This window comes from Kitasatospora sp. NPDC033851 (assembly GCF_055576085.1).
Map to the genome: position 1 here is coordinate 125,622 of NZ_JBVIRL010000005.1, position 13,225 is coordinate 138,846.

A 13,225-nucleotide genomic window follows, 5' to 3' on the forward strand; every position below is an offset into this window, starting at 1 on the left:
CCGATGAGCAGCGCGGTGACCCCCGTCCCGGACGACGCGGACCGTACGGTCCGGACCGAGGCCGACCGGCTGGCCGCCTCCGGCGCCGGCCGCCCCGGGCCCTACCTGATCGGCGTGCGCCACCACGCGCCGTCCCTCAGCGCGGTCGTCCCCGCGCTGCTCGACGCCGCCCGACCGGAGGCGGTGCTGGTCGAACTGCCCGCCGAGTTCCAGCCCTGGCTCGGCCCGCTCGCGGACGAGGCGACCGAAGCCCCGGTCGCCCTCGCCGCCGCCCCGGCCGGACCCGACGAGGCGGGCGGCCCCGCCTTCTACCCGTTCGCCGACTTCTCCCCGGAGCTCGCCGCCCTGCGGTGGGCCCGGCGCAACGGCGTGGAGGCCATCGCCTGCGACCTCCCGCTCGCCCACCGCACCACCCGGGCCGGCGAAGGACGGCGCATCGGCGGGGCGCCGGACGCCCCCGGCGTCGCCGACGCGCTGCGCCACCGCCTCACCGGCCGGGACACCGACGAGGACCTGTGGGACCGGCTGGTCGAGACCGCCGCCCCCGGCTCCACCCCGGAAGCCGTCCGGCGCGCCGCCCTGCTCGTCGGCTGGGCACTGCGCCACGACGCCGAGACCGGCCCCGGCGTCGACCCGTACGACCTGCGCCGCGAGGCCTGGATGCGCGCCCGCATCCGGGCCGCCTCGGCCGGCGGGCGCCGGATCGCCGCCGTGGTCGGCGCCTTCCACGCCTCCGCCCTGCTGGACGGCCCGATCGCCACCGAGGAGCCGCCGCACCCGGACGACCCCGGCCATGTCCTCTCCCTGATCCCGTACACCTACCCGCTGCTCGACGCCCGCTCCGGCTACCCGGCGGGCATCCGCGACCCGGAGTGGCAGCACACCGTCCTCGATGCCGGCGGCGACCCCGAACGGCTCGCCGAGGCGCTCACCACCACCGCCGTCCGGATCTGCGCCGCCCTGCGCAGCCAGGACCACCCCAGCGGCCCGGCCGACGCCCGCGAGATCGTCCGCCTGGCCGGCGACCTCGCCCGGCTGCGCGGCCACGCCGTCCCCGGCCGCGGTGAACTGGTCGAAGCCGTCCAGACCGTCCTCGCCCAGGGCGAACCCCTCGGCCGCGGCCGGGCCGTCGCCCGCGCCCTCGAACAGGTCCTGATCGGCACCCGCACCGGCCGCCCCAGCCCCGCCGCCCCGCGCAGCGGACTCGCCCCGGCCGTCGAGACCCTCCTCGCCGACCTCGGCCTCCCCGGCCCCGCCGACCCCGGCCCCCGCGACCTGCGCCTCGACCCGCTGCGCAGCCCTCTCGACCGCCGCCGCGAGATCCTCCTCCACCGCCTCACCGCCTGCGACGTCCCCTACGCCGACCCCGTCCCCACCACCGGCGCCGGCGGCACCGAAACCCTCGGCACCCGCTGGCGCCTCCACTGGACACCCGCCACCGCCGCCATGCTCACGGTCGCCGGCACCCGAGGCGTCACCCCCGCCCAGGCCGCCGAGGGCGCCCTGCGCACCCGCCTCACCGCCGACCCCACCCCGCGCGAGATCATCGACGGCCTCACCGCCGCCGCCTCCTGCGCCCTCCCCGCCCTCACCGACATCCGCCTCGCCCAACTCACCACCACCCTCCCTGCCTCAGCCACCCTCCCCGACCTCCTCGACGCCCTCTCCCTTCTCGACCGCCTCGCCGCCGGCCACTTCCCGGGCTGCCCCCAGAGCGGGGACAACACGGCGCCCAGCGAGGAGGGGGCGCCAGCCGCGCCCGGTGGTCAGGACATTGCCTCACCTGCCTCATCTGCCTCGCCTACCTCAGGCGCTCCGGCGTCCGGCTCCTCCTCCCCCTTCTCTTCTTCTCCCTCCTCCTCCGCCGGGCCGTTGGCGGCCGCCGGGGAGGTCCTGACGGTTGCCGCCGTGCGGCAGTTGGAGGGGCTGGGCGGGTCGGACGATCCGCAGGACGCCCGGGCGCTGGTGGAGTTGGCGCGGCGCGCGGATCGGCTGGGTGGGGTGCGGCCGTCATACGCGCTGGCCGAACTCGCCGAGCGGGGGAGTCCGTTGGTGCGGGGTGCGGCCGGGGCGGTGCGGGTGCTGCTCGGGCAGGAGGCGGCCGGGGTGCTGGGCGCTCGGGCGGCCTCGTGGGTGGACGGGGCGACCGGTCCGGAGGCGCGGCACGCGCTCGGGCGGGCGCTGGTCGGGTTGCTGACGGCGGCGGAGGGGCTGTTCGACTCCGCCCCGGAGGCGCTCGCGCCGGTGCTGGAGCGGGTCACCTCGCTGCCCGACGATGCCTTCCTGGACCGGCTGCCCGCGCTGCGCGGCGGCTTCGACACGCTCAGTCCGGCCGCCCGTGACCGATTGCTGGCCCTGGTCGAGGAACACCTGGGCACCCGGCTCACCGCGCTGCCCGAGGAGGCCGGCCCCGCCGTGCTCGCCGGCTGGGTGCGGGCGGACCTCGCGGCCCGCGCCGCGCTGGCCCGCCGCGGCCTGCTGCCACCGGCACCGGCACCGGCACCGGCAGCCCCCGATCCGGCCCCTGATCCGGCCCCGGCGTCACAGCTTGCCCCCGAGCACGTCGCCGCGGCGGACCGGGCCCACCACACCCTCGCGCCCGCCGAGCGCTGGCGGCTGCTCCTCGGCCGCCCCGGCAACGGCGGCCTGAGCGGCCGCGGCGCCCGACTCGCCACCGCCCTGGACGAGTTGTACGGCAGCGGGCACGGCGAGGGCTCCGGTCCCGGCGTGGGGAGCCGGGGCAGCCGGGGCGGCCGCGAGGCCCCCTACCCCGGGGTGCGGGAGTGGGCCGAGGAGCTGGAGTCGCTGTTCGGCCCGGGCCTGCGGGAGGAGGTGCTGGCCGCCGCCGTCGCGCAGGGCCGCACAGACGTCCTGGCGGCGATCGACCCGTCCGCCGTCCGCCCGTCCGTCGACCTGCTGCGCACCGTCCTGGAGCACGCGGGCGGCCTGCCCGAGGCCCGGCTGGCGCGGCTGCGCCCGCTGGTGCGGCGCCTGGTGGACGAGCTGACCCGGGAGCTGGCGACCAGGCTGCGCCCGGCGCTGACCGGGATCGCGGTGCCGCGCCCGTCCCGCCGTCCGGGTGGCGGGCTGGACCTGGACCGGACCATCCGGGCCAACCTGGCCACCGCCCGTCCCGCGCCGGGGGGCGGCACCCTGATCGTGCCCGAGCGCCCGGTGTTCCGGACCAGGGCGCGGCAGGCCAACGACTGGCGGCTGATCCTGGTCGTGGACGTCTCCGGGTCGATGGAGGCCTCCACGGTCTGGGCGGCGCTCACAGCCTCGATCCTGGCCGGGGTGCCCTCGCTGAGCACCCACTTCGTCGCGTTCTCCACCGAGGTCGTCGACCTCACGGAGCGCGTGGAGGACCCGCTGAGCCTGCTGCTGGAAGTGCGGATCGGCGGCGGCACCAGCATCGCGAGCGGCCTGCGCTACGCGCGGGAGCTGGTGACGGTGCCGTCCCGCACGCTGGTCGCGGTGGTCAGCGACTTCGAGGAGGGCGGGCCGGTCTCCGGGCTGCTGGCCCAGACCCGGGCGTTGGTGGACTCCGGCGTGCACCTGCTGGGCTGCGCGGCGCTGGACGACACCGGGACGGCCCGCTACTCGAAGGCGGTCGCGGGCCGACTGGTCGCGGCCGGTATGCCCGTGGCGGCGTTGAGCCCGCTGGAACTGGCCCGCTGGGTGGGGGAGAAGGTGCGATGAGTGTGACGGTGCGGACGAACGAGTGGCCGGGCGTGCGGCCCGAGGTGGTCGCCGAGGTGGTGGCCGGGCTGAGCGCCCGGCTGCAGAAGCGGCTGGACGGCGCGGCTGCGAAGCTGGCGGAGCGTCCGGTGGCGCGCGCGGGTGACGAGTGGCGGGTGGAGGTGGACGAGGAGACGGTGCTCGTCCTGCACGCCCCGGGCGGGACGGTCGCCGACCAGACGGGCGTCCGCTGCGGCTGCCTCCTTGCCCCGGCCTGCGTGCACCGGGCGGCGGCCGTCAGCCTCTGCCCGCTCACCGAGGCCACGGAGCCGGAGCCGCCGGAGCCGACCGGCGCGACGGAGCCGGCCGAAACGGCATCGCGGGCGGCAGCGGCCGAGGCGCCGCCGGGGACACCCCAGGCGCCGACGGGACCGGCGGCCACCACGCCCGCCACCGGTCCCACACCCCCCACCGCTCTCACCGCCCCCGAACTCGATGCCGCCCGCCACCTCCACCGGGCCGCGGCCGCCGTCCTCGCCGCCGGGGTGAGCGGCGCGGGCGCCGTCTCCCAGGCCGAACTCCTGCGCGCCGCCCACCGGGCCCGGCTCGCGGGCCTGCACCGCCCGGCCGCGGTGGCCGTCGCCGTCGTGACCCGGGTCCGGTCGGCCCGGTCCGGTGCGCCCGACCACCGGCTGGCGGACCTGGTGGCCGGCCTGCGCGAGCTGCTCGGCCTCACCACCGCCCTGGCCGCCGGCACCGGCCCGGTCGCCGAGCTGCGCGGCACCGCGCGCCAGAGCTACCGGGAGGAGGGCGGCCTGCGGCTCTACGGGCTGTTCGCCGAACCGGTGCTGACGGCGACCCACGCGGGCGCGGTCAGCTGGGCGGTGGACGCCGACGGGCGTCTCAGCACGATCGCCGAGGTCATGCCGTACGACGACGCGGCGGCCGCCGCTCCGCAGGCGGTCGGGGCGGGCAACCGGACGGTCCGGCTGGGCGACACCGCGCTCAGCCTCCGCGAGTTCAGCCGCGCCGGGCTGGCCGTCCAGGGAGCGACCCGGTCCGCCGCCGGGCGGCTGGGGGCCGGTGCCACCGTCCGGGCAGTCCGCGCGGCGGGCGCCGCGTGGACGGCGGAGCCGGCGGCCCGGCTCTGGGCCGAACCGGTGGCCGTCCAGGTGGCGCGGGCGCTCGCGGCCCAGGACCTGCCGTACGAGAGCCGACCCGCCGGGAGCGACCTGCTCTTCCTGGACGTCACACTGCTGGGCACGGCCCCCACCGGCCCGGGCGGGGCGCCGCAGCTGCTGGCGCGGTGCACGGCGGGCGGCCCGGTGATCGCCCTGCGCGCGCCGCACGAGCACCCCGACCTGCCCTTCCGGGCGAACCTCGCGCTGCTCGCCACCGTGCCCGGCCTGCGGCTGCGCATGGTCGGCCGACTGGAGCGCGCGGACCGCCCGGAGCTGCGCCTGCTCGCGATCGGCACGCCCCCGCAGGCCACCGGCCCGCTGGCCCCGGACCCGCTGGTTCAAGCCGACCGGGCGGGCCGGGTCAACCTCGGCCTCGAACGCCTCCAGACCGCCGACCTCACGCCCCCGGAAGCGGCGCCCGAAGAACCGGCCGAAAGCTCGGAGCTCCGCACGCCGTACGGTCCGCCGGTGCACGTGCTCGGCCGCCGGGTGGAGCAGACGGTCACCACCGGCCGGCACGCCCTCGCGCCGAGCGGGGCCACGGCGGCGGCCGACCGGGGCCTGCTGCGCGCCGCCGGGCTGGCCACCGCCGCCGGGCTGCTGGACGGCCTGCGGGCCGCCGCGACGGCCCAGCGGCGCGACGTGTTCGGCCGGATCGTGGCGGACGACCACGACGCCTTCGCCGGGGCCTGGCTGGCGGCCGCCTGGTACACCGAGGAGCTGGCCACGGCGTTCTGCTCGGCGGCCTGGACCGGGGAGGGGTGAGCCATAAGTCGAACTATTTGCAAGGACCGGTAATCCGCGCCGACTGGCATACTTGTCGTGAGGAGGCACCGAACACGCGGTGCAGCGGAAAGGACGGCGCGCCATGGGGATCCGCGACGACGCGGCCGAGGTCCGGGCCCGTGGCTGGCGCACGCTCGCCGCGCTGCACGGAATGATCGACGCCGCACTGGAGAAGGCACTCCAGGCCGAGTGCAAGCTCTCGGTGGTCGAGTACACGGTGCTGGACGCGCTTTCGCGCCAGGACGGCTGGCACATGCGGATGCAGCAGCTGGCCCGGGCGGCGGCACTGAGCAGCAGCGCGACCACCCGGCTGGTGAGCCGCCTGGAGGACCGGGGCCTGCTGAGCCGCTACCTCTGCGCGGACGACCGGCGCGGCATCTACACGGAGCTGACGCAGGACGGCCGCGACCTACTGGCGACCGCCCGGCCGGTGCACGACGCCGCCCTGGAGGCGACGCTGGCCCAGGCCACCGAGATCCCCGAGCTGGCCCCGCTGGTCGACTCGCTCGCCGAGCTCGACCCGGCGCACGCCTGACCGCGTAGCTTGGCCCGGCCGGCTCGACGGTCAGCCGCGCCTGCCGGCCGAGCTACAGCTGTCCGCACAGCCGCGACTGCCGACCGAGCTACGGCTGCCCGCCGAGCCGCGTCTGCCAGTCGAGCCGGGGCCTGCCCTCACCGCCGCCCGGTGGCCAGGGCGTTCCGGTGCACCCGGTCGAGCAGGGCGAGCAGCAGCTCCTTGCTGGACGCCCGCTCCCGGACGTCGCACAGCAGGACCGGGACCTCCGGGCCGAGGTCGAGGGCGCGGCGGACCTCCTCGGGGGTGGCCTCCCGGCGACCGTGGAAGCAGTTGACGCCGATCGCGAACGGGATGCCGCGCTGCTCGAAGAAGTCCACGGCGGCGAAGCTGGATTCGAGCCGCCGGGTGTCGGCGAGGATGATCGCCCCGAGGGCGCCGAGCGCGAGGTCGTCCCACATGAACCAGAACCGGAACTGCCCCGGCGTGCCGAAGAGGTAGAGCACCAGGTCCTCGCGGACGGTGATCCGCCCGAAGTCCATGGCCACCGTGGTGGTGGACTTGTCCTGGACGCCTTCGAGGCTGTCGACCCCGATGCTGGCGCGGGTCATCCGTTCCTCGGTCTGCAGCGGTTCGATCTCGCTGACCGAGCCGACCATGGTGGTCTTCCCGACGCCGAATCCGCCGGCGACGAGGATCTTGACCGCGCCCGGCACCAGGCTCTGGGTCGTCAATTCGGGTCTCCTGAAAGGGAACTGGGAGCACGAGGCAACCGGGGTGGCGGGGGTGCCCTCCGGTCAGAGGCGGCGGACGCCCTCGATCACGGCCTGGATCAGCGAGATGTCCGGTGCCTCGGCGAGCTGGACCGGGGCGCGGGTGAGGATCAGCCGGGCCTCGGCCAGGTCGTCCAGCAGCACCTTGACCACGCTGACCGGCAGGTCGAGAGTGGCCGCGATCTCGGCCACGGCCAGCGGACGTTCGCGGCACAGGTCGATGATCGCGGCCGGTTCGGGCGAGAGCCGGGTGGTGTCGGTGCGCGGGTCGGCGGTGACCACCAGGGTGATCAGCGCGAAGCCGTCACGGACCGGTCCGGTGCGCCCGTTGGTGATCGCGTAAGGGCGGACCAGATGGCCGGCGTCCTTGTCGTAGAACCAGCCCTCGTCGGCGTCGGCGGTGGTCACGCACCGCCACCCACGCCGACCTGGCCGGCGTCGCTGCGCGGCGCCGCGGTGAGGTACTGGCCGACCTGCTTGACCAGCATGTTGATCTCGTACGCCATCAGTCCGGCGTCCACCTGCTCGCTGGTCAGGACGGCGAGCCGGGCGCCCTGCCCGGCGGTGGTGACGAACAGGAACAGCTGGTCCATCTCGACCACGGTCTGCCGGACCCGCCCGCCGTTGAAGCGGTGCCCGGCGCCGCGGGCCAGGCTCTGCAGGCCGGAGGCGACGGCGGACAGGTGCTCGGCGTCGGCCCGGTCGAGGCCCTGGTCCATGCCGACCAGCAGGCCGTCCTCCGAGAGGACGATGGCGTGCTGGGTCTCGGGTACCCGCGCCACCAGCTGGTCCAGCAGCCAGTTGAGGTCGCGCTGGGGTTCGGTGTGCTGCGTCATCACTGCTGTTCCTTGGCTTCCTGGGCGGCGGAGGCTTCCTGGGCGGCGGAAGGTGCGGCCGGGGTGTGGGGTGCGGCGGGCGCGGGGGAGGCCGGGGCGCCCGGTTCGGTGCCGGCCGCTCGGGCGGTCCGGGTGCCGCGCTGGATGGCGGCCATCGTGGCGCGGGAGCGCTGCGGCGTCGGGTCCTCGGCTTCGGCGTCGCCATCGGCACCGCCGTACCGGGGCGCGAGCGGGGAGGCCGGGGCGGTCGGCATGGTCGGGTGGGTCGGCGCGGCGGCGCCGACAGGGCCGACGGGGCCGGAGCGGCGGACGGACGGCGGCAGCAGGGTGCTGGGCGCGTTGGCCTCGCGGAGCTGCTCGGCGAGGCTGGCGTTGCGGACCCGCTGCGGGAGGACCCGCGGGGTGCGCAGTTCGCCGTCCGGGCCGTGCGCCACGTGGTCCTCCTGCGGGCGTTCGTGGGTGGGCGCGACGCGGTCGGCGGGGACCCCGTCGAAGAGCACCGCGGCCGGCTCGGCCGGGAGGTCCGCGTCGTGGCGGCCCGTCGGCGGACCGTCCACGAGCGCGTCCGCCGGGACGTCACCCGAGAGGTCGGCCGGGACGTCACCCGGGAGGTCACCAGCGATGTCGCCCGGAAGTTCGTACCGGCGAGGCATGGCGGGCCGGGGAACGACCACGGCACCAGGCAGTCCGGGGATCTGGGCACCGACGGGCAGACCGCCGTTGGCGGGCCCCGCGGGAGCGACCTGTCCGGAAACCGGCCCCGGAGCTCCGTCGGCCGGAGCGGCCCCCGCGTTCCCGGCATCGCCCGGCCCCGCCGGGCCGTTGCCCAGCAGCCCGCTGAGCACTCCGGCGAGCGCGCCCGACAACCCCTCGTCGGCGTCCCCGAGGTCGCCGTCCGCCGAGGGCTGGGCCTCCGGCACCGGGGTGCGGGTGACCCGCGCGCCGGACGGCAGTCCAGGCACCGAGGCCGGCTGCTCCGCCTGCTCCAGCAGTGCCGAGGGCACCAGCACCACGGCCCGGGTGCCGCCGTACGGCGAGGGCCGCAGGGTGACCTGGATGTCGTGCCGGGCGGCGAGCCGCGCGACCACGAACAGGCCGAGCCGCAGGTCGTCGCCGAGCGCGGAGACGTCCAGCTCGGGCGGGTTGGCCAGGTATTCGTTGAGCCGCTCGTACTCCTCCTCGCTCATGCCGAGGCCACGGTCCTCGACCTCGACCGCCAGGCCCTTGGGCACCTCCTGCGCGGAGACCTGCACCTGGGTGTACGGCGGGGAGAACGTGGTGCCGTTCTCGATCAGTTCGGCGATCAGGTGGATGAGGTCGGCGACGGCCTGCCCGCTGAGCGAGGCGCGCGGCACGCCCTGGACGACGACGCGGGCGTAGTTCTCGGTCTCGGAGACGGCGCTGCGCAGCACGTTGACCATGGGCACGGCGTTGCGCCACCGGCGGGCGGGCAGCGCGCCGCCGAGGATGACCAGGTTCTCGGCGTTGCGCCGCATCCGGGTGGCCAGGTGGTCGACCGCGAACAGTTCGCGCAGCAGCTCGGGTTCCTCGTGCTCGCGCTCCAGCGCGTCCAGCATGCTGATCTGGCGGTGGATCAGGATCTGGGTGCGGCGAGCGATGTTGAGGAAGACCTTCTTCGTCCCCTCGCGGCCCTGGGCCTGGTGGACGATGGCGGCGACGGCGGCCTGGCGGACGGCGGCGAGGCCGTCGGCGGTCTGCTGGACCTCGTCGCCGATCCGGCGGGAGGGCGCCCAGGCGGGCGGGGTGGGCACCGGCTCCCCGGCGCGCAGCCGCCCGACCACGTCGGGGATCTCCTGCTGGGCGAGCGAGAGGGTGTCGGCGCGCAGTCCGGACAGGCGGCCGGACAGGGCCCGGGCGGCGCGGATGCCGCGGACCAGGCTGAACAGCAGGACCACGGCGACGACGATGGTGCCGATCAGCACCGCGGTGCGGTGCTCGGCGTCGCGCAGCTGGTAGGCGGCGTACCCCCAGGCGGCGGCGAGGCCCAGGCTGGGGACCAGTACGAGGGCGAGGAGCGAGCTTCGGAGGGAGCCGGACCGGCCGGCGCGGTGGCCCGTGCGGGGGGCCGATATGCCTGGCATCTGATTCCTTGTTGCAGGGCCGAGTTGCAGGCCGGGTCGCGGGTCCGAACGGCGGGTCGGCCCGTGTGGCCCGGGCGGGCTTCAGGGCGCCGAGGCCGGGGTCGCCGGACGAGGTGACGCGGTGTCATCGTCCGGGCGGAGTACGGCCACGGCCGCCGACGGCAGGAAACCTATCAGTCCCAGGTGCCCTCATCGCAACATCAACTGACGATATGTGAAGGGCTGATGGGCTCGACCGGCCCTGTGGACGGAAGTGTTCGCTGACGTATCGCAGCAGCTCAGGGCTGTGGCTGCGGCGTGCGGACGGCTCTCCGGGAGGCGGGGTGCGCCTCCCGGATTGTCGTCAGGAACAGGTCAAACGGTCGTATGCTGAAGGGTCGCCACCGTTCGGCCCGCCCGGCCCGCCCGGTCCGAGGTTTGCCAGGTCCGACGTCCGCCGGGTCCGTCAGGTCCGACGTCGGCCGGTCCGTTCGGGTCCCGACCGGACGTCGGGTGCCGACGATCAGCTCGCCAGCGGGATCTGTACCACCTGTCCGGCCCGCTCGTTCCGGCCCTCGGCCTCCAGCTGGTTCAGCTCGGTCCACGCCCAGCTGGCCAGGTCGGACAGCTCGGCCGACCACTGCCTGCCGTAGGTGCCCGAGGCGACCTGGCCGAGTCGTAGCCGCTGGACGTCGGAGGTGCCGGCCGGGGCGTAGATGTGGGTGGCGTCCCGCAGGTAGCGGATGATGTTGAACTCCTCCTGGGTGCCGCGGGCGGCGAGGATCTCCATCGCGCTGCGGGCCGAGTCCATCGCGTACTCGGTGTTGATGAGCTTGGCGTTCATCAGCTCGGCGTCGCAGGGCTTGCCGTGGTCGAGCAGGTGCGAGGCGTGGTAGGCAGCCAGCTTGGCGGTCATCAGCTTGGACTGCAGCTCACCGAGCTTCAGTGCGACGCTGTTCAGCTCGTTGAGCGGCTTGCCGTACAGCACACGCTCCTCGGCGTAGCGCACCACGTCCTCGACGATCGCGACGTGGATGCCGAGCGCGACGGCGCCCAGGTTGAGGCGGCCGTACAGGGTGGAGGAGGAGTAGGCGACGTCCAGCCCCTGGCCCTCCTTGCCGAGCCGGTTGCCGGCCGGTATGCGGCAGTTCTCGAAGACCAACTCGCCGAAGCTGAAGCCGTGCAGGCCGCCCTGGGTGCCGACGGCGCCGGTGCGGAAGCCGGGGCGGTCGCTCTCGACCAGGAAGGCGGAGAGGCCCCCGCTGCCCTTGCCGGTGCGGAACACCACGCCGTGCACGTCGCCGATGTGGGAGTTGCCGACGAACCACTTGCGGCCGTTCAGCACGTACTCGTTGCCCTCGCGGCGGGCGGTGCCGGCCATGCCGAGCACGTGGCCGCCGGACTCCGGCTCGGTGACCGCGATGGTCGGCAGGCACTCGCCGGAGGCGAACTTGGGCAGCCACTTGCGCCGCTGGACGTTCGAGCCGAAGTGGATGACCTTGGCGACGCCGAGCTGCGAGGCCTGAGCCATCGCGCCCATCGCGCCGCTGACCCGGGCCAGCTCCTCCACGATGATGGTCTTGGCGAGGTGCCCCAGGCCCAGGCCGCCGAACTCCTGGGGAATGGTGACGCCGATCCAGCCGCGACGGGCTATCTCACGGGCGAGGTCGAACTCGATCTCCCGGTCGCTCTCCATCCGGGCCACCTGAGGACGCACCTCCTTCTCCGCGAACTCACGGACCTCTGCCCGGAGGTTCTCGTGCCGCTCATCGGTGAAGTAGTCCATCGTCATGCTCTAGTCCTCTCGTCCCGGTGGGTGTCGTGCCTCCGTTCATGCCGTCGATGCCGCTCCGGTCGCTCCCCCGAGGGGACCGGTGGGGGTGCGGAGGGGGTGGGGGCCGATCGCTCCTTCGCAACCGGTGCATGCGGACCCTGGGGCGGGCGTCCCCGAGGAGCGGGGATTACCGTCCGTGTCTTCGGCAGGGCTCATTGTCATATGTCCGTGCGGGCTTACACAGATCTGATCTTGGATTGGCGGGATTCGGCGCGTCCTTCTTCGGACGAGTTTCGACGCGATACCGACTGGGAAGTGATCTTGGCCCGCGCCACAGCCTGCGGTCCGCCGCTCACGTGCGGTTTTGACTGTTCATCAGCAGCGGGTGGCGGCCGGTCCCGGTTCCACCGAAGCGCCCGGATGTCTGATTACATGTTCGCCATGACTGATGTGATGAGCACTCAAGGCCAGTTCCCGGGTGCCGCCGGGGAGTCCGAGCGAACCCGCAGACTGCGTAGCCTGGGTCTCAACGACCCTTCAGCGGACGAGGCCTTCGACCGCTTCGCCCACCTGGCAGCCAGCATCACCCGCGCTCCCATCGCGATGGTCAACTTCATCAACGACGAGCGCCAGATGTTCCGAGGGCTCTACATTCCGCCAACTTCGACCGAAATCGCGCACGAGGACGGCGCTTCCTGGGCGGACCGGGGCATCGCCTTCGACCTCCCCACCCGCCAGATGCCGCTCAGCCACGGCTTCTGCCCGCACGTGGTCGCCCAGCGCTCGCCCCTCGCGCTGGACGACATCCTCGCCTACCCCCGGTTCGCCGGTAACCCGGTCGTGGACGAACTCGGCGTCCGGGCCTACCTCGGCGCCCCGCTCGTCGACGACACCAGCACCGTCATCGGCACCGTCTGCGTCCTCGACCGGGAACCCCGGCAGTGGGGACGCGAGCGCCTGCGCGACATCCAGCACCTCGCCGAGGCGCTGCTCTCCGAGATCCGCCTGCGCGACAACCTGCTCGCCCAGCAGCACGAGATGTTCGCCGCCTTCGACGGCTCCCCGTTCCCCATCATGCTCACCGACGGCCCCGGCCAGGAGATCCGCTACGCCAACGCCCAGCACGCCGACACCTTCGGTGCCCCGGTGGCGTACGGCGCGATCGGGCAGGCCTACCCGCAACTCGGCGTGGCCGGCCTCCAGCAGGCCGTCTCCGAGGCCTACCGCACCGGCCGCACCACCGTCCTCAACGAGGTCCGGGTGCAGTCGACCCGCCCCGAGGCCCAGCGCATCCAGCAGGTCTTCAGCTTCACCTGCACCCCGCTGCGGACCGCGCGCACCGGCCAGGTCAACGGCGTCCTTACCGTCGGCATGGACGTCACCGCGCAGTCCCGCACGGAGGAGGAACTCGGCACGCTGGCCGCGCTGCTGGTCGACCGGCTGCAGCAGAGCGGCGCTGCGACCCCCACCGGCCGCCCGGGCATCGCCGGCGGGACCGGACTCGTCCTGCCGAGCTGAACCGCAGACCGGCCGCCCACCCGCGGCACCGCGGCCCGCGTCCGTACCGTCCGTTCCGCCCGGCTCGCACTGCCCGAACCGCTC

9 protein-coding genes are annotated in these 13,225 nt (G+C 75.0%); 4 read left to right on the forward strand and 5 right to left on the reverse strand.

Annotation, left to right across the window (positions count from 1 at the left end):
- Positions 1–3: 3 nt before the first annotated feature.
- From ACZ51D_RS12305 to ACZ51D_RS12315, 3 genes are all read left to right on the forward strand, one after another.
- A complete protein-coding gene (locus tag ACZ51D_RS12305; protein ID WP_465662167.1) occupies positions 4–3,699 on the forward strand; it encodes a DUF5682 family protein in 3,696 nt (1,231 codons plus the stop codon).
- The gene (locus tag ACZ51D_RS12310) at positions 3,696–5,624 is read left to right on the forward strand and encodes a hypothetical protein (protein ID WP_465662168.1); all 1,929 of its coding nucleotides are present in this window, start codon (positions 3,696–3,698) and stop codon (positions 5,622–5,624) included. Before ACZ51D_RS12305 ends, ACZ51D_RS12310 begins: the two co-directional genes overlap by 4 nt.
- Before the next feature lie 103 nt (positions 5,625–5,727).
- Positions 5,728–6,180: a MarR family winged helix-turn-helix transcriptional regulator gene (locus tag ACZ51D_RS12315; protein WP_360490339.1), complete on the forward strand. Its 453-nt coding sequence runs from the start codon at positions 5,728–5,730 to the stop codon at positions 6,178–6,180.
- 137 nt (positions 6,181–6,317) lie between these two features.
- Here ACZ51D_RS12315 and ACZ51D_RS12320 read toward each other — a convergent pair whose 3' ends face one another.
- The 5 genes from ACZ51D_RS12320 to ACZ51D_RS12340 form a co-directional block, all read right to left on the reverse strand.
- A complete protein-coding gene (locus tag ACZ51D_RS12320; protein ID WP_360490337.1) occupies positions 6,318–6,893 on the reverse strand; it encodes a GTP-binding protein in 576 nt (191 codons plus the stop codon).
- A gap of 63 nt (positions 6,894–6,956) precedes the next feature.
- Positions 6,957–7,340 (reverse strand): DUF742 domain-containing protein, encoded by a 384-nt coding sequence (locus tag ACZ51D_RS12325; protein ID WP_350629240.1) that lies wholly within the window; start codon positions 7,338–7,340, stop codon positions 6,957–6,959.
- Positions 7,337–7,768 carry a roadblock/LC7 domain-containing protein gene (locus ACZ51D_RS12330; RefSeq protein ID WP_360490335.1) on the reverse strand — a complete coding sequence of 144 codons (432 nt, stop codon included), beginning with the start codon at positions 7,766–7,768 and terminating at the stop codon, positions 7,337–7,339. Before ACZ51D_RS12330 ends, ACZ51D_RS12325 begins: the two co-directional genes overlap by 4 nt.
- Positions 7,768–9,870: a sensor histidine kinase gene (locus ACZ51D_RS12335; RefSeq protein WP_465662170.1), complete on the reverse strand. Its 2,103-nt coding sequence runs from the start codon at positions 9,868–9,870 to the stop codon at positions 7,768–7,770. The genes ACZ51D_RS12330 and ACZ51D_RS12335 overlap by 1 nt, the downstream gene beginning before the upstream one ends.
- Before the next feature lie 502 nt (positions 9,871–10,372).
- Complete coding sequence (locus ACZ51D_RS12340) at positions 10,373–11,641, reverse strand: acyl-CoA dehydrogenase family protein (RefSeq protein WP_396287660.1); 1,269 nt, start codon at positions 11,639–11,641, stop codon at positions 10,373–10,375.
- 423 nt (positions 11,642–12,064) lie between these two features.
- Between ACZ51D_RS12340 and ACZ51D_RS12345 the strand changes: the two genes are divergently transcribed.
- The gene (locus tag ACZ51D_RS12345) at positions 12,065–13,141 is read left to right on the forward strand and encodes a GAF domain-containing protein (RefSeq protein ID WP_360490331.1); all 1,077 of its coding nucleotides are present in this window, start codon (positions 12,065–12,067) and stop codon (positions 13,139–13,141) included.
- Positions 13,142–13,225 lie beyond the last annotated feature (84 nt).